A 22,415-nucleotide genomic window follows, 5' to 3' on the forward strand; every position below is an offset into this window, starting at 1 on the left:
TTTCATGGAACTGCTGACTTACTACCCATGGCTATTTCCTGTTTTTGCTGCCATTTTCGGCCTGCTGGTCGGTAGCTTTCTCAACGTCGTGATCTACCGCCTGCCTGTTATGATGGAAAGGCAGTGGAAAGCCGAGTGCGCCGAATGTTTCCCGGAGTTCGGTCCGGTAGAAAACACGCCTCCTTTTAACCTGAGCGTGCCCCGCTCCCGCTGCCCGCACTGCCAGCATCAAATCAGCATGTGGGAGAACATTCCTGTTATCAGCTGGTTGATCCTCAAAGGGCGCTGCAGCTCATGCCAGGCAAAAATCAGTGCCCGCTATCCGGCCGTCGAGCTTTTCACGGCCATCGTCACGGCAACCGTAGCCATTGTTCTGCCCGTATCCGAATGGGCAATCGCTGCGATCTTCTTTAGTTTTGCCCTTATTGCCCTGACCTTTATCGATCTCGACAAAATGCTGCTGCCTGATCAGATCACCCTGCCGCTGCTATGGGCCGGTATTCTGGTTGCCCTGCTGGGCTGGGGGCCGATATCGCTCACCGAATCCGTTATCGGTGCAATGGCTGGCTACCTGTCCCTCTGGAGCCTTTACTGGTGCTTTAAGCTGCTTACCGGCAAGGAAGGCATGGGCTACGGTGACTTTAAGCTCCTGGCAGCACTGGGAGCCTGGCTCGGCTGGCAATTGCTGCCTTTTGTTGTACTCTTGTCTTCCTTGGTCGGGGCGATCTGTGGCATCATCTTGATGCGTATACAAAGTTCAGACTCTCAGACCCCGTTTTCCTTTGGTCCCTACCTGGCACTGGCAGGCTGGATCGCCATCTTATGGGGTGAGCCCATGCTGAACTGGTACCTAACTTCATACCTGGGATTGTAGTCATGACAATGGTTATCGGACTCACCGGCGGCATCGGCAGCGGCAAAACAACCGTTGCCGAGCGATTTGGCCGCTATAACATTGATATTATTGATGCCGATATCGTTGCCAGAGAAGTCGTAGAACCTGGCACTCCGGGGCTAACAGCCATTGTCGACAAGCTGGGAACTGACATTCTGCTGACAGATGGCACCCTTGACCGCAGTAAGCTACGACAGGCCATTTTTGACGATAACAGCTTGAAAGATTGGTTAAATGCCCTTCTTCACCCTATGATCAGGGAACAGATGAAGGCCGATATCGCGCAAGCAACGTCACCTTACTGCCTGCTGGTGATCCCGCTAATGGTGGAAAACAACCTGCAGACCATGGCCCACCGCTTACTGGTCGTAGATGTGAGCGAAGAGGTGCAAATAGCACGCACCCGGCAACGCGATCAGGTGGATGCCAGCCATGTCAAAAAAATCCTGGCAGCCCAGGCTTCACGCCAGGAGCGCCTTGACGCCGCCGACGATGTGATCAACAACAATGGTGACAGTAACGAGCTCGACGATGCCGTTTCCGAACTACATCAGCAGTATTTAGCGATGAGCCTTCACTATCAGTAACGGGTTAACCTCGGATAAACAAGTATGCTAACAAACCGCTTTGAACATCCGCTAAACGAAAAAGTACGCATTTATCTGCGTCTTGAGTATTTGATCAGGCAAATGACACATGCCAGCCAGCTTAATGATCAGTGGCAGCATCAGATCTTCTTCCGGGCCCTGTTTGATCTATTAGAAATTCTCGATCAGATCCAGCTCAAGTCCGAGCTGGCGAAAGATCTCGACAAACAACGCACCAAGCTCAAAAGCTGGCTCAATATCGACGGGGTCGATCAATCCGCCCTGCTCGCGATTCTCGATAACATTGATCTGGCTCATCACCAGCTGATCACTGCCAGCCGGCTCGGCCAGGAGATCCGCGAAGATCGCTTTCTGAGCGGTATCAAGCAGCGCTTTTCTATTCCTGGCGGCAGTTGCTGCTTTGACCTCCCGGCCCTGCATCACTGGCTACACTTACCATTGGCACACAAGCAAAATGACATGGCCAACTGGCTCAAGCAGCTTGCCGAGCTAACCGAAGCACTCAATTTATGGCTCCGCCTGATCCGAGACTCGGGCCAGTATCAGCCACAAATCGCTCGCGGCGGTTTTTTCCAGCATGATGCCGACGATGCCAACTTGTTACGGTTGGAAATTTGCCCTAGCTATGGGGTATACCCTATGATATCGGGCCATCGCAGCCGCTTTGCCATTCGCTTCTCGCCTTTTGAAGAAGGCGCAGGCATTGCCGAGGCCATCGACTTTAAACTAGCAATCTGCTGAGGTTTATGTGACACAATCTAATACGGTGCTTTCAAGCAACATTACCATTGTTAAATGCCCGACCTGCCAATCAAAAGTGAAGTGGAGCGTGGAAAGCCCATTTCGTCCGTTTTGCTCCAAGCGCTGTCAGCTAATTGACCTGGGTGAATGGGCGGAAGAGGAAAAAGCCATACCGGGCGCGCCGGATATGTCCGATTCTGACGGTTGGTCAGAAGATATGGGCTATTAAAAGGCTACGAGAATATTCGGCCCTGGGAGCGAGGAAGAGCCAAGCCAGCTCATCCTAGGGCCCAGGAGCCACAAGCTATAATCCTTAATCCAGAACCAACCGGGGTTATATCCCCATCAGCTTATCCAGCACCACCTCGTTGGCTTCGGGAAACGCATAATCGCGCAAACACGTCAACTTGACCCACTCGCCAGGCTGCCCTTCCTTGCCGTAGGCTTCGCCCTCAAATGCCTTGATCAGGAAGAAGTCAAACTTCAGTGACTTTTCCGGGTAATCATGTTCAAGCGCCATAAAATGCTCCAGCTCCGTTGCCTGAATACCGACTTCCTCATCCAGCTCACGGATCACTGCCTGCTCGGCTGTCTCTCCCCGCTCGACCTTGCCACCGGCGAACTCCCAAAATCCTCCCTTATGGGCTTTGGCTGCACGTCGGGTGATAAAAACCTCATCTTGTTGAGCATTAAGAATGATCCCTGCCGAGATCCACACCTGTTTCTTTTCCAAACTGATACCTGCTATCCATATCGAGTCGCCAGCGGTGCACACGAAAACCACATGTTTCCAAAGTACGCCCCTGCCCATCCCGCTTTTATTTCGACTAATACCAATCTACATAAGTATTTGATCATTCTTGCTGGTTAAAATCACTTTTAACTACGTTATGAATTTTGTAATTAGAGTAACTAGTTAGCGGCAATTCATGCCTTGTTCTAAGTAATTTTTCCTGCGCAACTATCTGAACAACTACTTATCCAGATTGGTATAAACAAAAGGCCGCTTGCGCGGCCTTTTCACTGTATCAAACTGTTTTACGGCTAATCAATTAGCTGATCTTACCGTGGCACTGCTTGTATTTCTTGCCGGAGCCACATGGACAAGGCTCATTTCGACCCACTTTGCGATCTTCACGCTGGAAAGGAGCGCTTTCGCCACTTTCAGTGCTTTCATCGGCAATCTGGCTTTCTGCATTCTGGTGCTGGAACTGTTGACGACGAGCCAGCTCTTCCGCCTGACGGCGACGCTCTGCTTCCAGACGCTCAACTTCTTCCTGCTGCTGAACACGCACCTTGCTGAGGATCATAATAACATCAGATTTAAGGCTCTCCAGCATTCCCTCGAACAGCTCAAACGACTCGCGCTTGTATTCCTGCTTAGGGTTCTTCTGGGCATAGCCGCGCAGGTGAATACCCTGACGCAGGTGATCCATCGCAGCCAAGTGCTCTTTCCAAAGCGTATCAAGGTTTTGCAGCATGACCGTCTTCTCGAAGTTACGCAGTACCGCAGCACCGACAACCTCTTCTTTCTCACGGTAAATCTCTACAGCCTTCTCGACGATACGCTCACGCAGTGCTTCTTCGTAAAGCTTCTCTTCGGTATCCAGCCACTCCTGAATTGGCAGCTCCATATCGAAGTCTGTTTTCAGACGCTCTTCCAGCCCAGGTACATCCCACATTTCTTCCAGAGATTGCGGCGGAATATGGCCATCGATAACAGCCTGGATCACATCTTCACGGTTCTGCTCGATCATCTCGCTGATGTCTTCGGCATTCATCAGCTCGTCACGCAGCTCGTAAACCACCTTACGCTGATCATTGGCAACATCATCGAATTCAAGCAGCTGTTTACGGATATCGAAGTTACGACCTTCTACCTTGCGCTGGGCATTCTCAATCGCCTTGGTCACCCATGGGTGCTCAATCGCTTCGCCTTCTTCCATCCCCAGCTTCTTCATCATGTTGGAAACACGATCAGAGGCAAAGATACGCATCAGGCCATCTTCCATCGACAGGTAGAAGCGAGATGAACCCGGATCCCCCTGACGACCAGAACGACCACGCAGCTGGTTATCAATACGACGAGATTCATGGCGCTCAGTACCGATAATATGCAAACCACCGGCAGCCAGCACAGCGTCATGGCTTTCTTTCCACTTGGCTTTAATCGCTGCAACCTGCTCATCAGTCGGGTTATCAAGCTTGGCCACGTCACTCTGCCACGAGCCACCCAGTACGATATCGGTACCACGACCTGCCATGTTAGTTGCAATTGTTACCGCACCAGACTGGCCAGCCTCGGCAACAATGTCAGCTTCCTTCTCGTGGAACTTGGCATTCAGTACCTGGTGCTTGATGCCTTGCTTTTTCAGAGCGTTAGACAGAAGCTCAGATTTTTCAATCGATACGGTACCGACCAATACCGGCTGACCTTTGCCGACACGCTCTTTAATGTCTTCGCTAATCGCAGCAAATTTTTCCAGCTCGGTCATATAAACCAGATCACCCATGTCATCACGGATCATCGGTTTGTTGGTTGGCAGCACAACAGTTTCCAGGCCGTAGATTGACTGGAATTCGAACGCTTCTGTATCGGCTGTACCTGTCATGCCAGACAGCTTGGAGTAAAGGCGGAAATAGTTCTGGAAAGTGATCGAGGCCAGCGTCTGGTTCTCGTTCTGGATCTTCACATTTTCCTTGGCTTCTACTGACTGGTGCAGGCCTTCAGACCAGCGACGTCCCGGCATAGTACGACCGGTGTGCTCATCAACGATGATCACTTCATCATCTTTAACAATGTAGTCAACATCACGCTCGAACAGAACATGGGCACGCAGTGCGGCATGAACATGGTGCAGCAGGCTGATATTGGCTGGCGAGTACAGGGTATCGTCCTCGGCCATCATTTCTTTCTGCTTGAGCAGCTCTTCGACAAACTCCTGGCCATTTTCGGTCAGGTGGGCCTGCTTGGCCTTCTCGTCGACAGTGTAGTGGCCTTCACCACGGTATTCTTCGCTATCTTCCTGATCCTGTTTTACCAGTTCAGGGATCAGCTTGTTGATCTGGATGTACAGCTCAGAGCTGTCTTCTGCCGGACCGGAGATGATCAGCGGGGTACGGGCTTCATCGATAAGGATGGAGTCGACTTCATCGACTACCGCGAAGAAACGCTCACGCTGAACGCGATCTTCCGGACGGAAAGCCATGTTATCGCGCAGGTAGTCAAAACCAAACTCATTGTTGGTTCCGTACAGGATATCTGCCGCATACGCTTCTTTCTTCGCTTGCGGCGGCATGTTCGGCACGTTAACGCCGACAGTCATGCCAAGGAATTCAAATAGAGGACGGTTAGTTTCCGCATCACGCGCGGCCAGGTAATCATTCACCGTAACGATGTGAACGCCTTTACCCGTCAGGGCATTCAGGTAAGCCGGTAGTGTCGCCGTCAGGGTTTTACCCTCACCAGTACGCATCTCGGCGATCTGGCAATCGTTAAGCACCATGCCGCCAATCAGCTGGACATCGAAGTGACGCATACCAAATACACGCTTCGACGCTTCACGCACGGTTGCAAAGGCTTCTGGTAGCAGCTGGTCCAGGTTCTCACCTTGTTCCAGACGCTCACGGAACTCAGCAGTTTTCGCTTTCAGCTCTTCGTCTTGCAGGCTTTCTAATTGAGGTTCTAGCTTGTTGATCTGATCAACAATTTTACGCAAACGACGCAGAGTGCGGTCGTTACGGCTACCGATAACTTTGGTCAGTAGTTTTGATAACATGGCGTTGCCGTTTTCTCTTTGTTATTTCAGCTTCAGTACTGGCTGAATCGCTTAATCTGGGTTTCATAACCGGGATTCCTGTCCCGCCTGAATCCGCCACAAGAATGTGACAACAGAAGCCGACACGAAAAACAATGGTTATAAATGATATTGTGACCCTCTGGTTTAATTTCAAGGGCTAGATGAAAACAATACCAATGTTTTGCTTGGGGACAGTGTTTTAGCAACAGCTGCATCCCTCGCGGCCAGGCATATCTGCCATTGCTATAGAAAACAGCCAATCATTAACCTGCATTCTATAGACTTGATATAATATGACATATTAACGAGGTCGCCTATGATAAAAGCGGACGACTTACGACTCATATTCGAAAAATTAGAACTTAGCCCTAATTAGGACATGTCACATGCGTGATCACCGCCCCCGAACCACCGCCAGCCTGCTCGATGACAGCCAGATTGGCAACATCCAGCAACGTGCTATCGCGCTGAGCAAACTCGACAAAGCCGTCAAACAGCACCTGGATTGCTCGGATCACTGCCGGGTCAGCAACTATCGCCAGGGTACGTTAATCATTGAAACGGCCTCTGCATCCTGGTCGATGCGGCTCAACTACGAGCGGAACAATCTGATCCGAAAATTACGCGAGCAGCTGCTGCCGCAACTGGCAAGTATCGAGGTAAAGGTGAACCCGGCACTGGCCGCGGTCGAAAGAAAGCAGGAAGACAAGGCGCCGGATATTGTTCAGAAGCCAATATCCCCGCTGGCAGCCCAATATTTACTGACGACGGCCAAGAACGCGCCGGATAAGGTCAAGAAAAAGCTAGAGAGGCTGGCAGCATTGGCCGCGAATAAACGCCGGGAGTGATGATGTCGACGGGTGGTGTAACAGCGCCAGCGATGGTTCAGTTGATACAAAAACGCCGGACAATGTCCGGCGTTTTTTAATTCTGCATTTGTGCTTAGGCGAGCACCATACCCGGCTGGGCAAAGGTAACCGGCACTTCACGCTCATCTTCGAAGGTAGACCATTCGTAGGCTTCCTGATCAGCCAGGACTGCACGCAGCACCTTGTTGTTCAGGGCGTGGCCCGATTTATAGGCACACATCTCGCCGATAATGTTATGGCCACACATGTACAGGTCGCCAATCGCATCCAGCACCTTGTGCGTCACCAACTCGTTATCAAAGCGCAGGCCTTCGTCATTCAGGATGCGGTAATCATCCAGAACAATGGCGTTATCAAAGCTACCCCCCAGACACAAGTTCTGCGACTGAAGGTACTCGATATCACGCATGAAGCCGAAAGTACGGGCACGGCTGATGTCCTTGACAAATGACTGGCTCGAGAAGTCCAACACTAAACGCTGCTGCTCAGATTCAATCGCCGGGTGATTAAAATCGATAGCGAAGTCCAGACGGAACCCGTTATACGGACGGAGCTCAGCCCATTTGTCGCCATCTTCGACGCGAACAGTTTTTTTGATACGCAAGAAACGCTTAGGAGCGCCCAGGGTCTCAATACCGGCAGACTGCAACAGGTAGATAAACGGGCTTGCACTGCCATCCATAATTGGGATTTCAGGTGCATCAACCTCGATAATCACATTATCGATTCCCATACCTGCCAAAGCTGCGTTTAGGTGTTCAACCGTTGAGATGCGCACACCTTCCTCGTTTACAAGGGCGGTACACAGCATGGTATCACGCACAGAGTCGGCATCTGCGGGAAAGTCCACAGGCGGATTCAAATCTGTACGACGATAGATCACACCGGTATTTGCGGCAGCAGGACGCAGAATAAGCGTGACTTTACGTCCAGAGTGAAGTCCCACCCCAGTCGTTTGCACTATGCTTTTCAGTGTACGTTGTCTGATCATCTGCTCTTCTCAACTTAAATTAGCCAATACATCGGCCCATTACCGTGCAATTGCACGATAAATGGGCAAACATCTTACCACTTATTGAGCGGTAACCCAAACAATTTACGCTGGCTAGTCAGCCTGCTTGCGTAAAAATGCTGGAATATCAAGGTAGTCATGGTCAGCCTGAGGCTTTGACTTCGCCGCCGCTGAAGATGAGCCTTGTTGCACATTCGCTTCGGCCGCAGGAGCCTGCTGGCTCAGCGGTGCTGGCTTAGTCTCCTCGACGGTCGGTGCTGCTGCAGCGGGCTTTTCCTGCGCAACTGCCTGGACCGGCTTAGACGACGTCACCAGAGTGATATCCGGCTTGCTCTCTTTACCAATACCCGTAGCAACAACCGTTACACGCAACTCATCCGTCATCTCAGGATCCAGAGACGTACCGATAACAACCGTTGCGTTGTCTGATGCGAACGCTTTCACTGTGTTACCCACAGTTTCGAACTCGTCAAGACGCATATCCAGACCCGCAGTAATGTTAACCAACACACCACGAGCACCAGCCAGGTCGATGTCTTCCAGCAGCGGGCTGGAGATAGCCATTTCAGCGGCTTCTTCAGCACGATCATCGCCAGTTGCAACACCGCTCCCCATCATGGCATGACCCATTTCAGACATCACGGTACGTACGTCAGCAAAGTCGACGTTAATCATACCCGGACGGGTAATTAGCTCTGCAATGCCCTGTACTGCGTTCTTGAGTACGTCATTTGCCTTGGCAAAGGCATCCAGCAAAGTAATACCGCGGCCCAGCACTTTCAGCAGCTTTTCGTTTGGAATCGTGATCAGCGAGTCGACGTGCTTTGACAGCTCTTCGATACCCTGCTCAGCAAAGGCCATACGCTTCTTACCTTCAAAGCTAAATGGTTTGGTCACCACAGCAACAGTAAGAATGCCCAGCTCTTTCGCCACCTCAGCAATGATCGGAGCCGCACCGGTACCGGTACCGCCACCCATTCCTGCCGCGATGAAGATCATGTCCGAGCCTTGCAGCTCAGCCTTGATCGCCTCACGATCTTCCAGTGCCGAGTCACGACCCACCTGAGGGTTCGCACCCGCACCCAAACCTTTGGTGATATCACCACCGATCTGGATCACTGTACTTACACTGCTTTTCCGAAGCGCCTGAGCATCAGTATTGACACTGATGAACTCAACACCTTCAATCGACTCACGTACCATGTGATCGACAGCATTACCGCCGCCGCCGCCAACGCCAATGACCTTAATTACCGCTTCATCAGACATTTCCATCATCGGTTCAAACATTTGTTCTCTCCGTTTATCCTGTTCGCATCAGGTTTTAAAATTCTTTTCTTAGCCAGCCACTGATTTTGGAGAAAATTCCGGATACCGAACGCTTCGGCTCCAGCTCACCATCATCAAATGTCTGACTGTCCTTTCCGTAATGCAGTAAACCTACTGCAGTTGCATAGTGCGGAGCCTGAACATAATCAGTCAGCCCACTTAGCTCAAGCGGTTGCCCGATCCGTACCTGATTGCGAAAAACTCGCTCGGCACATTCAATCAGGCCTTCCATCTGTGCGGCACCGCCGGTTAGAACGATACCTGCCGCTAAATGGTGCTTCACCCCTGCATTACGCAGTTGTTCTTGTATTTCCAGCAGTTTCTGATTAACCAGCCCCAACAGCTCGCTGTAACGGGGTTCTATCACTTCTGCCAGTGTCTGGCTCTGCAGGCTGCGTGACGGTCGACCACCGACACTCGGTACATCGACCTTCGCATCTTTGCTCACCAGCTCGCTCAACGCACAGCCAAATTTCACTTTGATTTCTTCGGCATCACCCGGAGGCGTACCGAATGCATAGGCGATATCACTGGTCACGACATTGCCGGCGTAAGGGATCACTTCGGCATGCCGCAATGCTCCGCCAGTCCAGACCGCTAGATCCATGGTACCGCCGCCGATATCAACCACACAAACACCCAGTTCGCGCTCATCGGCTGTCAGTACCGCATGGCTGGCCGCCAAACCAGAGAAAATCAGCTGATCAACCTTTAGTCCACAGCGCTCGACCGCTTTTACAATATTGCGAGCCATATCGTTGTGACAGGTGATCAAATGCACACTGGCTTCCATCCGAACGCCTGATAATCCAACAGGGTTTTTAATTCCCTCTTGATAATCAATAGCAAATTCCTGAGGAATTACATGTAAAGTTCGGTGTTCATCGCTAATTTTTACTGATTTCGCTGTATGAATAACATTATCAACGTCATCCTGCGTTACCTCTTTGTCAGAAATAGGCACCATGCCTTTTTCTGTCTGGCAACGTATATGTTTGCCGGATAACGACAAAAACACAGAGGAAATCTGGCAATCTGCCATCAGCTCAGCCTGATCGACTGCGCGCTGAACAGATTTGACGACGGACTCAAGATCATTAACCCCGCCTTTATCCATTCCCCGTGACGGGCTGCTGCCGACACCAATGACATTTACATTGCCATCAGGCAAGACTTCCCCAACCAAAGCACTCACTTTGGATGTGCCGATATCCAGGCCCACTATGAGTTTTTTATCTGCCGCCTTCGTCATTAGCGCACGCTCTTATAGTTATACTCACCGAACAGCCCTGGTTATTCAGAGGCTTGTTCTGGTTGTATTATTCTGGAACCACTTTCCAACCCACAGCAGCCCCGGTATCGTAGCGCAAGTCTACGTACTCAATGGCTTTTCCCTGCTGCTCTAATTCAGGATATATGCCGATAAAGCGCTCTAGGCGCTCCATTCGGGCTTCTCGACCCAACTCGAGTCGAATTCCATTCTTTAGCCATACTCGCCAGGCCCGGCGTTCATTCAATGCCAATCTGGCAATGTCGAACCCGGCAAGCTGTAATATTGGTTGCATTTCATGCAACGCAGCCAGCACTTCGTGGCTGCTACCATCCGGCCCGCTTAATCCGGCCAGATGTTTCTCTGTGACCTGTTCCGCCGGTGCCTCGAACACCGCACCGTCAGTATTTACCAGGTATTGCTGGTTCCAGATTGCCGCCGGCTGGTGCTCAACCACAAAAACCTTGATGGAATCAGGCCATTGTTTTCGTACCGACGCTCTCGAAATCCAAGGCAACGCTTCCAGAGCCAGCTGGATCTCATCGACATCCTGGGTCATAAAGCTGCCCAGGTGATCCAACTGCAGTATTCCCTGGCGAACATCGTCGGCACTCAGGTACTCAAGCTTTCCCTGAATCACCAACTGCGATAACGGCAACCGGTTGGCGTCTGTCATCCAGTTTAACCCTGCGCTAACCAGCCAGGCGACAAAACCGATAACAAAGAGAAAAAATGCCACGCCTCCCCAATGTGCCGCCTTACCCAAAGAAGGCTGGGATACTCTTTTTAAGACTGCATCAGCCATATAATGTTTGTTTGCCCTTACCTCAATCATCATTACCCCTCCAACATCACCGGGAGGGATAACTGACGCTTGGAAAAGTCAGGTAGGAATGCACAAAGTTGATCGATTATACCGACCAACCCGTTGCTCTCCAACTATTGTTGAAGGTTTCCTTTCATATCCTGAGATCAAAACCTAATAAATGGTTATATCACGGGCACTTTGCCGCTTAAAAATGATGCAATAAATGTACCATCTTGCTTTCAACTATTGATAAGTAATCAATCCCGGCGCATTTCTGAAATATTCAGCTCCATTTCAGCCAGTTGACGGGCTATCTTGCCAACATCACCGGCGCCTTGAGTTAATACCAAATCATCATTCTGAATGATATTGGCCAGCGCAGACGGCAATGCCTCGCTGTTAGGGACAAAAATCGGATCGATCTTGCCGCGTCCGCGAATAGTGCGGCAAAGGGCGCGGCCATCGGCCCCGGCAATCGGTGCCTCTCCGGCAGCATATACATCCAGCATCACCAGCACATCAACCTGCTCCAGCACATTGGCAAAGTCATCGTACAAGTCACGGGTACGGCTGTAACGATGAGGCTGGAACACCATTACCAGGCGCTTTTCCTGCCATCCAGCCCTTGCGGCCTTGATTGTCACGTCCACTTCACTCGGGTGGTGGCCATAATCATCCACCAGCATTACTTTGCCGTTGCCGGACTCGAACTCACCCAGGTGGTCAAAGCGACGGCCTGTCCCCTGAAATTCTGCCAGCGCACGAATAATCGCCTTGTCTTCAACCCCTTCCTCGGTTGCCACCGCAACGGCAGCCGTGGCATTCAGCGCATTGTGCTGACCCGGAATATTTAACTCGATATCAAGCGCAGGCCTGCCCGAACGTAAAATGGTAAAGTGCCCCTGCTGGCCTTTCTGGCGATAGTTGACCAGGCGGACATCGGCATCTTCAGAGAAACCATAGGTGATCACCTGGCGGCCAATTCTCGGCAGCAGCTCACGCACAACCGGATCATCAATACACATCACGGCCAGGCCGTAGAAAGGCAGATTATGAAGGAAGTCGACAAAGGTCTGCTTCAGCACCTCAAAGTCACCGCCATAGGTTTCCATATGATCGGCTTCAATATTCGTCACCACACACACCATCGGCTGCAGGTGCAGGAATGAGGCATCACTCTCGTCGGCCTCGGCAATCAGATAGCGGCTGGAGCCCAGGCGAGCATTGGTACCGGCACTTTTCACCAGGCCACCGTTGACGAATGTCGGATCGAGACCGGCTTCCGAATAGATCTGGGTGGTCAGTGCCGTTGTGGTCGTTTTGCCATGGGTACCGGCAATCGCAATACCATGGCGATAGCGCATCAGTTCGGCCAGCATCTCTGCCCGGCGCACAACCGGGATCCTCAGCTCACGTGCAGTGGCCAGTTCAGGGTTATCGGCAGATATTGCCGTAGAGGCCACGACCACACTCGCCCCCTCAACGTTACTGGCGGCATGACCAAAGAAAAGCTCGGCGCCTTTTTCTGTCAGTCGCTCGGTAACAGCATTCGGGGCAATATCCGAGCCGCTCACGCAATAGCCCTCATTAATCAATACTTCGGCAATACCGCTCATGCCGGCCCCGCCAATTCCAACAAAGTGAATACGCTCAACGCGGCGCATTTCTGGCACCATGGTTCTGATTTTTGCTAATTGCGGGTTATCCAGTTTACTCATCACTCTGTCTCTTATTTATTTGCTAGCGACTTGATCACATCGGCAACGCGCACGTCGGCGTCGAGGATCGCTGCATCACGCGCAGCACTTGCCATCTTGGCAAGCGAGCCACGGTCTAATTGGTTTAATTCTTCTGCCAGGCCCTGTACGGTCAGATCCATTTGCTCAATCATTTTCGCCGCTCCGCACTGCACCAGGTGATCGGCATTCAATGCCTGCTGGCGGTCCTTGTGCATAAACGGGATAAAGATGGCGCCGACGCCGGCAGCCGATAGTTCAGATACCGTCAGAGCGCCGGAGCGGCAGACAACAATGTCCGCCCATGCATAGGCTGCCGCAACATCATCGATAAACTCGGTGACCTTGTGAGCCGTTTCTGTTTTGTCTCTGTAAGCCTGTTCGGTAGCATCGAGGCTGCCTTTACCCGCCTGGTGCCAAATGGTCACCTGGTCGCCCAGTATGCCGGCAACCTCAGGCATCGTCTGATTCAAAATACGAGCGCCCTGGCTGCCGCCCATCACCAGAATACGGATCGGCCCCTGGCGTTCGGCAAAACGCTCGCTCGGCGCAGGCAGCAAGGTCACATCCTTGCGCACCGGGTTACCGACAACCTCGGTATCGGTAAACGCGCCAGGAAACGCCTGCAACACCTTCGAGGCAATGCGCGAGAGCCACTGATTGGTCAGCCCCGCCACGGCATTCTGCTCATGCAGAACAACCGGTACACCGGAAAGCCAGGCCGCAACGCCACCCGGACCACTGACATAGCCGCCCATGCCCAATACCGCATCGGGCTGCCAGGCCTTGATATACTGGCGCGCCTGCAAAATCGCCCCCAGGATCTTAAACGGTGCCGCCAGCAAGCGGGCAATACCCTGCCCCCGCAGCCCCTTCACCTTGATAAAGTCAATCTCGATACCATGTTTAGGCACCAGATCAGCCTCCATCCGGTCGGCAGTCCCCAGCCAGCGAATGTCCCATCCCTCTTGCTGCAGTTTCTTGGCCACGGCAAGTCCGGGAAAAACATGGCCACCAGTGCCACCGGCCATCACCAGCAGGCGTTTATTCTTGTTCATTGTCGTCATCATCTAATTCTTCTGCAGGACCATACTTGGCAGCGAGACGCTGCTCATGATCAATGCGTATCAATATGGCGACTGCCGTTGCCATGATAAATAAACTGGAACCACCGTAACTGATCAGCGGCAGTGTCAGCCCCTTGGTCGGGACCAGCCCTGCGGCCGCTCCTACGTTGACCAGAGTCTGGAAGGCAAACCAGAAGCCAAAGCCGAATGCCAGAAAGCCACCAAACAGCTGCCCTGACTGCAGGCATTTGCGCCCGATAAATAGCGCTTTGAAAACCAAGGAAAAAATCAACAATAGTACAACCGTCACCCCAATCAGGCCGACTTCTTCAGCCAGAACGGCAAACACAAAATCCGTATGCGCCTCGGGTAAATATTCCAGTTTCTGAATCGAGTTGCCCAGCCCCTGACCCAGCCAATCTCCGCGGCCAAAGGCCATCAGTGACTGGGTGAGCTGGTAACCGCTACCAAAAGGATCCTCCCACGGGTCCATAAACGAAGTGACCCGGCGCAGACGATACGGCTCAAAAACAATCAGCAGGGCGATTCCCATCATCGCAGCTGCCAGCATCGCCAGAAACTGCCATAATTTAGCACCGGCAATAAACAGCATGCCGACGGTGGTAACGAACATCACAACGAATGAGCCCAGATCCGGCTGCTGCAGCAACAAACCGGCCAGCACAGCCAGCACGACCAGCGGTTTGATAAAGCCAAAAAAGCTATCGCGAACCTGATGGTACTGGCGGACCAGATAACCGGCCAAAAAGATAAACAGCGACAACTTTGCCACCTCGGCCGGCTGGAGGTTAAATATCCCCAACGGGATCCAGCGAGCGGCACCATTGACCGACCGTCCGACGACCAGCACGGCAATCAACAACAAAATCGAGACCAGCAGCATGGGTACACTGAACTGGCGCCAGCGCTCAAGCGGGATTTGCACCATGAAACCGGCTATCACCAGCGAGCAAGCCAGAAAAAAGCCGTGACGCAGGGCAAAGTAGAAAGGCATATCGGTCAGTCGAGTGGCAACGGGCACGGAGGCAGATGTCACCATCACCAGTCCGGTCACCATCAATGCCAGTGCAATCCACACCAGCTGGCGATCATACATGCTAGGTGCCGCAGGCCTTGTCAGCCATTCGCCGAAAGATGCGCAATTCTCTCTGAACGCTCCCAGCATCAACTCACTCCGGCAACTTTGAATTGCAGCTCGGTCGCCAGCTCGACAAAGGCATCGCCCCGGGCCATAAAGTTCGGGAACTGGTCAAAGCTGGCACATGCTGGCGATAACAACACCATATCACCAGCCTGAGCTGTTTCTGCCGCTATAATCATTGCCTGCTCCATGGTCTCGACCGATAACGGGGTTTCAACAAGCGGGGCAAACTGATAGCCGTCCCGCCCATAACAATATAACTGTACATCTAAGTCAGCTAACACGGGCTTAAGTTCAGAAAAATCCGCCCCTTTACCATCGCCCCCAACCAGCAAATGCAGCTTGCCGGATAGGCTCAGTCCTTTTAGTGCCGCCAGGGTACTGGCCAGATTGGTTGCCTTGGAGTCGTTCACCCATTGTACGTTATGGTAGCTGGCCACCAGCTGGCAACGGTGAGCCAGACCGTTATATCGCTTTAATGCCCGGCATGCCGCCGAATGTTCAATATCTACCGCATCAGCCAGTGCCAGTGCCGCCAGGCTGTTGGCCACATTGTGACGGCCAACCAGGGCAATCTCCCGGGTTGCCATCACCGGCTGCTGTGACACAGCAAGGTATTCCTCGCCATCAATGCTAATCAGGCCATAGGCAGCAGAATCAAAGCCAAAACTGGTTATCTCGCCGGCAAAAGCCGCAGGGCGAGTAGCCAGATCATCACGGTTAAACACCGCAAGCTCGGCATGGTCAAAGATCCGCATTTTGGCCCGGCTGTAGTCTGCCAGACCGTCATAACGATCCATATGATCTTCGGAAAGGTTGAGATAGACCGCCGCATTCAGCTGCAGCGAAGAGGTGGTTTCCAACTGAAAACTGGATAGCTCAAGCACATAGATATCATGGTCCTGCGCCAGCATATCCAGAGCCGCAAAACCGATATTACCGCCGACTCCTACATCGATCCCGGCTTCTTTGGCCATTTCACCGACCAGGCTGGTAACGGTACTTTTTCCGTTCGAGCCGGTGATTGCCACAACCGGCTTGTTAACCGCCCGGGCAAACAACTCGATATCGCCAACTATCTCGATGCCGGCCTTTGCGGCTGTCACCAGCTCAGGGGTCGCCAGGGCGATACCGGGGCTGGCCACGATCATATCTGCGGCCAGCAGCCAGTCCATGTTCCAGCTCCCGCTGCATAGTGCAACCTGCGGCGGCAACTTGTCTTGCCCAGGCGGTGTCGGACGGGTATCGATCACTTTAATATCCATCTCGCCAGGTTGACGCAGCAGGTGGTTGACCACCGACAGCCCGGTCATTCCCAGGCCGATAACCACAACCTTTTTCACACCGTCTAAGCCATTCATTTAACGTACCTTCAGAGTTGCCAATGCAATCAGAACCAGCATCAGGGTAATGATCCAGAAACGGACAATAACCCGCGGCTCCGGCCAGCCCTTGAGTTCATAGTGGTGATGGATCGGCGCCATACGGAAAATACGCTGACCACGCAGTTTGTACGAACCGACCTGCAGGATCACCGATACGGTTTCCATCACGAATACACCGCCCATGATCACCAGCAGTAGCTCCTGACGTACCAGCACAGCAATCGTACCCAGCGCCCCGCCCAGAGCCAGCGAGCCCACATCGCCCATAAAGACTTGTGCCGGATAGGTGTTGAACCACAAGAAACCAAGACCTGCGCCGACAATCGCCGTACACACCACGACCAGTTCACTGGCATCTTTCAAATAAGGAATATGCAGGTAGTTGGCAAAGTTTACATTGCCGGTTGCCCAGGCAATGAAGGCCATACCGGCCGCCACCATAACCGTCGGCATGATTGCCAGCCCGTCAAGGCCATCGGTCAGGTTTACCGCGTTACTGGTACCGACAATGACAAAATAAGTGAAGACGATATAAAACAGACCCAGCTGTGGCATCACATCTTTAAAAAATGGAACCACCAGCTGCGTTGCCACTGTGTCCTGACCATGCACATACAGGGCAAAGGCAACACCAAAGGCAATCACCGACTGCCAGAAGTACTTCCAGCGCGCGATCAGGCCATCGGTGTTCTTACGGACGACTTTGCGATAATCATCGACAAAACCGACGGCACCGTAGCCCAGCATGACGGTAAGCACCGCCCAGACATAAGGGTTAGACAGATCAGCCCACAGCAACACAGTGATGGCTATCGCCGCCAGGATCATGATGCCGCCCATCGTCGGCGTACCCCGCTTGCTAAAGTGCGACTCAGGGCCGTCATGGCGTACAACCTGGCCGATTTGCAGCAGTTGCAGACGGGCAATCAGACGCGGGCCAATCCACAGCGAGAGCAGCAAGGCCGTCAGCACACTGACAATCGCACGGAACGTCAGGTACTCAAACAGACGGAAAAAAGGGAACGTGGACTCTAGTAAGTCAGCTAACCAGTAAATCATTATGCATTTTCCTGCAGCGCGGCAATAACGTCTTCCATTCGGGAACTACGTGCTCCCTTTGCCAACACTGTAATTTCAGTATGTTGTGAATTAAGTTGTTGATGATGTAGCTGTTCCTTCAGCAAGCTGATCAGGGCTGATTTATCATCAAAATGTTGTCCGTGATTCATTTCACTGACCACGGCACTGGCCTGGCCAAATGTCAGCACCTGATCCAGCTGTTTGGCCATGGCATACTCAGCGACTTCGCGGTGCAGGGCTGCACTGTCATCGCCCAACTCTGCCATATCACCGAGCACAAACCAGCGCTGGCCCGAAAAAGTGGCAAGCAGATCAATCGCAGCCTTCACCGAAGCCACACTGGCATTATAGGTATCGTCGATGAGGCGAAGCCCCGAACGCGGCGAGGTAATATCAACCCGCCCCTTGACGTTTTCCACCTCTGCCAGCCCTTGCCTGATTTGCTCCAGTGTCGCTCCCATTGCCATACTGAGCGCAGCGGCGGCCAGCGCATTGGCAATATTGTGGGCGCCCGGCAAGGTCAGCTCGACAGGCACGTCACCGTCAGGGGTGCGCATTGTAAAACAAGCCCGCCCCAGACTGTTAATAAATATGTCACTAACCGAGAAATCAGCATCGGACCGGGTGGCAGAGAACGTCACCACCCGATGGCCGGCCAGTGCAGGCTGCCACATAGCCAGTTCATTCGAGTCAAGATTGATAATGGCCGTCGTCGCAACCGCGCTGTCTTCCCGACCTGGCGCAAGGCCTTCAAAAATCTCGCCTTTGGCCTTGGCAACCCCTTGCAGCGAACCGAACCCTTCAAGGTGTGCGGCAGCCAGGTTGTTGATCAGCGCAACCTGTGGTTTCACCAGTGCCGTGGTATAGGCGATTTCCTGCTGGTGGTTTGCACCAAGTTCAATCACTGCAAATTCATGTTCAGGCTCCAGGCGCAACAGCGTCAGGGGAACACCAATATCATTATTGAAGTTGCCGCCGGTCGCCAGCACCTTGCCTTTCTGGCTCAGGATCGCGGCAACCATTTCCTTGACCGTGGTTTTGCCGCAACTGCCAGTCAGTGCCAGTGTCTTCAGGCCATATTGCTGTTGCATTCTGGCCTTGAGCCAGGCCCCGAGCTGTCCCAGCGCCAGGCGGGTATCTTTAACCACCAGTTGTGGCAGCTCAATGGGTAAGTGCTTGCTCACTAACAGCGCGCCAGCCCCATTATCCTTGGCAGCCTGGCAAAAGTCATGGGCATCGAAACGCTCGCCCTTGAGCGCGATAAACAGGGTCTGATCCGCAATCTTGCGGGTATCGGTTGACACATCGGCAATGATCGCATCACTACCTATCAGTTCAGCCTCAAGTACTTCAGCCAACAGTGAAAGCTGAACTTCAATCATGCATTATTCTCCAGTAGTTCCTCGACAGTTTCGCGGTCGGAGTAGTGAATAGTCCGGTCAGCAAGGATCTGATAATCTTCATGCCCCTTACCGGCAACCAGCACAATATCGTCTGCCCCGGCATGGGTCAGTGCCCACTTACAGGCTGCATGGCGGTCATGGATCACAGCAGCTGAATCCGGCTGTTTCAGCCCCCCAAGCATATCCGCCACGATAACAGTAGGGTCTTCACTGCGCGGGTTGTCGTCAGTCAGAATGATTTGATCTGCCAACCGCTCCGCAATCTCAGCCATCATCGGGCGCTTGCCGTTATCACGATCGCCGCCGCAGCCGAAAATACACCATAGCTTTCCGCGACAGTGCACGCGTAGAGCCTGCAAAGCTTTTTCCAGTGCATCTGGGGTATGAGCATAATCAACAACCATCATAGGTTTGTCAGGCTTTTGAAAAACTTCCATTCGGCCAATCACTGCCTGAAGCCTTGGCGCGGTCTCAATCAGGCGCGGCAAAGCGTGTCCGGTAGCCAGCAGGGTCGCCAGCGCCAGCATCAGGTTCATCACGTTAAATGAGCCAACCAGCGGTGCCGTAAACTGTCCGCCCCCCCATGAGGAGTCAAAACAAACGGTTACGCCACGGGTGCTATATTCCACCTGTTCAAGCCACAAGGCACGACCGGCATGCCCACTCAGACGGGATTTATCACTGACAACCGCTACCGCTTCCGGCAATGTGAGCAACCACTCGCGGCCAACCTCGTCATCGGCATTAATAATTGCAGTGCCTGAGTTGTGGTCGGTAAACAGGGTTTGCTTAGCCGCGGCATAAGAGGCCATATCACCATGATAATCAAGATGATCCCGGCTCAGGTTGGTAAAGATGCTTGCAGCAAAATCCAAAGCCCTGACCCGCCCCTGTACCAAGCCATGAGAAGAGACTTCCATCGCGGCAAAATTGGCCCCCTCTTCAACCAGCCCCGCCAGTACCTGCTGGATTTCAATCGCACTACCGGTGGTATTTACTGCCGGTTTCAACTGCTGCAGTAAACCGTTACCGGTTGTGCCCATCACCCCGGCACAATAGCCAAGCTGCCCGGCCCACTGTGCCAGCAACTGGCTGATAGTGGTCTTGCCGTTGGTTCCCGTGATAGCAACAAGCTTCAACTGCTCATCAGGCTGGCCATAAAGACGACGGGCTATCGCCGATAACTGCTGTCCAAGCTGGTAAAGGTAAACAATCGCAACCCCGTTCTGGCTTGCCACCGTCCCGTTGTCGGTGCTCTCGTCAGCCTCCGCCAAAATCACAGCCGCGCCCGCTTCGATTGCAGCAGGGATAAACCGCCGTCCATCCACCGCATGGCCGTTAACCGCCACAAACATCTCACCGGTACTTACCTGACGGCTGTCCAGTGTCATCCCGGTTAACTCGATATCGGCAAGCTCGGCAGGCAGTGCCGCCACCCATGGAGACAGCAACGCTCCCACTTTATTATTCTGATTAAGTACCGGCATGCGCATTGCCTCTGTTATTGACGATATTCAACTGTTCACCTGTTCCTGCATCCGGCGGAACATTCAAAATCTGAAGTGCACTTTCCATCACTTCCGAGAAAATGGGTGCCGCAATGGCGCCACCGTAATATTTGTCACCCTGTGGCTCATTCACCACAACCACCATCGCCAGGCGAGGATTGCTGATCGGTGCCAGCCCGGCGGTCATTGCAATGTATTCATCGCTATATCCACCCGCCGCCGCTTTCTTGGCGGTACCGGTTTTCGCCCCGACGCGATAGCCCGGTACAGCAGCACGTTTGGCGCTGCCCTCTTCGCCGGTTACCATCTCCAGCATATTCAGCAACTTGCGTGTATTTTCTACCGATGCAACCTGACGTCCCGGGACAACATCTTCCGTTTTCAGGATCGACAACGGGCGGTTCACGCCCATCGCCCCAAGCGTGGCATAGGCGCGTACCAGCTGAATCGGCGTCACGGAAATCCCATACCCGAAGGCCAGTGTTGCCCTTTCAAAATCCGACCAGCGACGACGATCCGGGAAAAAGCCCTGTGCCTCGCCTATCAAGTTGATCCCCGAGGCATCCCCCAGCCCAACGCTGCTGTACATGCCCAGCACCGCATCGATCGGCATCGCCAGGGAGAGCTTGCTGACCCCGATATTACTGGATTTCTGGAGGATTTTGGCCAGATTGGCCTTACCGACCCGGGACACATCCCTGACCCGGCTACCACCGACCTGCATCAGGCCGTTACCGGTATCGATAATGGTATCTTCGTCGGCCACGCCATTTTCCATGGCAGCCAAGACCACAAACGGCTTGATGGTCGACCCCGGCTCCATGGCATCGGTAATGGAGCGGTTGCGCATCCTGAAGCTCTGTAGCTGGTTGCGGTTGTTCGGGTTATAGGAAGGGGCATTGACCATCGCCAGTACCTCACCGGTACGTACATCGACCATCACCACCGTGGCAGAGGTCGCCTGATAGTCGGCAACCGCCTGTTTCACGGCACGATAGGCAACGGCCTGCAAGCGCTGGTCGATACTGAGGGTCAACGGCTGACCCGGCTCGCGCTTCTTGAGGGAAATATTTTCAACCACCCGGCCATAACGGTCTTTGCGTACCGTCCTGCGACCCGGTTCACCGGTCAGCCAGCCATCATAGGTACTTTCGACACCTTCAAGGCCATGACTGTCAATCCCCGTCACCCCTATCAGGTGAGCACTGACTTCGCCGGCGGGATAAAAGCGGCGAGATTCATCCTTCAGGCCGACGCCGGGCAGCTTAAGCTTGTTGACATAGGACGCCATCGCTGGGCTGACCTGGCGCTGGAGGTAGATAAAGCGGCGCTTTTTGTTTTTTTCAAGGCGGGCAAGCAGCTTCTGGCGATCCAGTCCAAGGACATCCGCCAGCGCGAACCAGCGTTCCGGTACCTGGATCCCCCCGTTTTTATAGATTTGCACCGGATCGGCCCAGACGGCCTGAACCGGTACACTGACAGCAAGATGTTCATCGTTGCGATCGGAAATGATCCCGCGGGCCGAAGGCATGGCCTTGACCCTTAGCGAGCGCATATCGCCTTCCTGTATCAACTTGCCCGGCTCCAGCACCTGAATGTAGGCCGCCCGGCCAACCAGGGCAACCAAAGCCAATACAACGCAACCGCATATAACACCAAAGCGCCACGGGATAAAAACCGGTGGCGCTTTTTGGCGACGCTGATTCTTTGATTGCTGGCGCTTAAATATATTCATCAAACCT

19 protein-coding genes are annotated in these 22,415 nt (G+C 53.1%); 5 read left to right on the forward strand and 14 right to left on the reverse strand.

What is annotated here, in order from left to right:
* Positions 1-4: 4 nt before the first annotated feature.
* The 4 genes from EIZ48_RS13345 to yacG are packed head-to-tail and all read left to right on the forward strand — an operon-like array spanning position 5 to position 2,473.
* The gene (locus EIZ48_RS13345; RefSeq protein ID WP_160652382.1) at positions 5-874 is read left to right on the forward strand and encodes a prepilin peptidase; all 870 of its coding nucleotides are present in this window, start codon (positions 5-7) and stop codon (positions 872-874) included.
* 2 nt (positions 875-876) lie between these two features.
* The gene (coaE, locus tag EIZ48_RS13350) at positions 877-1,482 is read left to right on the forward strand and encodes a dephospho-CoA kinase (protein ID WP_160652193.1); all 606 of its coding nucleotides are present in this window, start codon (positions 877-879) and stop codon (positions 1,480-1,482) included.
* 24 nt (positions 1,483-1,506) lie between these two features.
* On the forward strand, positions 1,507-2,244 hold the full coding sequence (gene zapD / locus EIZ48_RS13355) for a cell division protein ZapD (protein WP_160652195.1): 738 nt from the start codon (positions 1,507-1,509) through the stop codon (positions 2,242-2,244).
* A gap of 25 nt (positions 2,245-2,269) precedes the next feature.
* Positions 2,270-2,473 (forward strand): DNA gyrase inhibitor YacG, encoded by a 204-nt coding sequence (gene yacG / locus EIZ48_RS13360; protein ID WP_338046919.1) that lies wholly within the window; start codon positions 2,270-2,272, stop codon positions 2,471-2,473.
* A 105-nt stretch (positions 2,474-2,578) separates the two neighbouring features.
* On the opposite strand, the gene mutT is transcribed toward yacG, so the two are convergent.
* Positions 2,579-2,977, reverse strand: a complete 399-nt coding sequence (mutT, locus tag EIZ48_RS13365) for an 8-oxo-dGTP diphosphatase MutT (protein ID WP_160652199.1) — start codon at positions 2,975-2,977, stop codon at positions 2,579-2,581.
* 319 nt (positions 2,978-3,296) lie between these two features.
* Entirely contained in the window at positions 3,297-6,023 is a 2,727-nt protein-coding gene (gene secA / locus EIZ48_RS13370; protein ID WP_160652201.1) for a preprotein translocase subunit SecA, read from the reverse strand.
* Between the two features lie 407 nt (positions 6,024-6,430).
* Here secA and EIZ48_RS13375 point away from each other — a divergent pair, with 407 nt between their 5' ends.
* Positions 6,431-6,892, forward strand: a complete 462-nt coding sequence (locus EIZ48_RS13375; RefSeq protein WP_075762352.1) for a DUF721 domain-containing protein — start codon at positions 6,431-6,433, stop codon at positions 6,890-6,892.
* A 94-nt stretch (positions 6,893-6,986) separates the two neighbouring features.
* Here EIZ48_RS13375 and lpxC read toward each other — a convergent pair whose 3' ends face one another.
* From lpxC to EIZ48_RS13435, 12 genes are all read right to left on the reverse strand, one after another.
* Positions 6,987-7,904, reverse strand: a complete 918-nt coding sequence (gene lpxC, locus EIZ48_RS13380) for a UDP-3-O-acyl-N-acetylglucosamine deacetylase (protein ID WP_075762353.1) — start codon at positions 7,902-7,904, stop codon at positions 6,987-6,989.
* Between the two features lie 114 nt (positions 7,905-8,018).
* Complete coding sequence (gene ftsZ / locus EIZ48_RS13385; protein ID WP_160652203.1) at positions 8,019-9,215, reverse strand: cell division protein FtsZ; 1,197 nt, start codon at positions 9,213-9,215, stop codon at positions 8,019-8,021.
* Positions 9,216-9,249: 34 nt separating this feature from the next.
* Positions 9,250-10,506 (reverse strand): cell division protein FtsA, encoded by a 1,257-nt coding sequence (gene ftsA, locus EIZ48_RS13390; protein WP_075762355.1) that lies wholly within the window; start codon positions 10,504-10,506, stop codon positions 9,250-9,252.
* 67 nt (positions 10,507-10,573) lie between these two features.
* Positions 10,574-11,329 carry a cell division protein FtsQ/DivIB gene (locus tag EIZ48_RS13395; RefSeq protein ID WP_160652384.1) on the reverse strand — a complete coding sequence of 252 codons (756 nt, stop codon included), beginning with the start codon at positions 11,327-11,329 and terminating at the stop codon, positions 10,574-10,576.
* Between the two features lie 260 nt (positions 11,330-11,589).
* Positions 11,590-13,050: a UDP-N-acetylmuramate--L-alanine ligase gene (gene murC / locus EIZ48_RS13400; protein ID WP_160652205.1), complete on the reverse strand. Its 1,461-nt coding sequence runs from the start codon at positions 13,048-13,050 to the stop codon at positions 11,590-11,592.
* 11 nt (positions 13,051-13,061) lie between these two features.
* A complete protein-coding gene (gene murG, locus EIZ48_RS13405) occupies positions 13,062-14,126 on the reverse strand; it encodes an undecaprenyldiphospho-muramoylpentapeptide beta-N-acetylglucosaminyltransferase (RefSeq protein WP_160652208.1) in 1,065 nt (354 codons plus the stop codon).
* The gene (ftsW, locus tag EIZ48_RS13410) at positions 14,113-15,321 is read right to left on the reverse strand and encodes a cell division protein FtsW (protein ID WP_160652211.1); all 1,209 of its coding nucleotides are present in this window, start codon (positions 15,319-15,321) and stop codon (positions 14,113-14,115) included. Before ftsW ends, murG begins: the two co-directional genes overlap by 14 nt.
* Positions 15,321-16,658: a UDP-N-acetylmuramoyl-L-alanine--D-glutamate ligase gene (gene murD / locus EIZ48_RS13415; RefSeq protein WP_160652214.1), complete on the reverse strand. Its 1,338-nt coding sequence runs from the start codon at positions 16,656-16,658 to the stop codon at positions 15,321-15,323. The genes ftsW and murD overlap by 1 nt, the downstream gene beginning before the upstream one ends.
* Positions 16,659-17,741 carry a phospho-N-acetylmuramoyl-pentapeptide-transferase gene (gene mraY / locus EIZ48_RS13420; RefSeq protein ID WP_160652217.1) on the reverse strand — a complete coding sequence of 361 codons (1,083 nt, stop codon included), beginning with the start codon at positions 17,739-17,741 and terminating at the stop codon, positions 16,659-16,661. It abuts the gene before it with no gap.
* Positions 17,741-19,144: a UDP-N-acetylmuramoyl-tripeptide--D-alanyl-D-alanine ligase gene (gene murF / locus EIZ48_RS13425; RefSeq protein ID WP_160652220.1), complete on the reverse strand. Its 1,404-nt coding sequence runs from the start codon at positions 19,142-19,144 to the stop codon at positions 17,741-17,743. Before murF ends, mraY begins: the two co-directional genes overlap by 1 nt.
* Positions 19,141-20,652, reverse strand: a complete 1,512-nt coding sequence (gene murE / locus EIZ48_RS13430; protein ID WP_160652223.1) for a UDP-N-acetylmuramoyl-L-alanyl-D-glutamate--2,6-diaminopimelate ligase — start codon at positions 20,650-20,652, stop codon at positions 19,141-19,143. Before murE ends, murF begins: the two co-directional genes overlap by 4 nt.
* The gene (locus tag EIZ48_RS13435) at positions 20,639-22,408 is read right to left on the reverse strand and encodes a penicillin-binding transpeptidase domain-containing protein (RefSeq protein ID WP_075762362.1); all 1,770 of its coding nucleotides are present in this window, start codon (positions 22,406-22,408) and stop codon (positions 20,639-20,641) included. The genes murE and EIZ48_RS13435 overlap by 14 nt, the downstream gene beginning before the upstream one ends.
* Positions 22,409-22,415: the final 7 nt, after the last annotated feature.

The organism is Photobacterium alginatilyticum (assembly GCF_009910675.1).
GTDB lineage: Bacteria > Pseudomonadota > Gammaproteobacteria > Enterobacterales > Vibrionaceae > Photobacterium > Photobacterium alginatilyticum.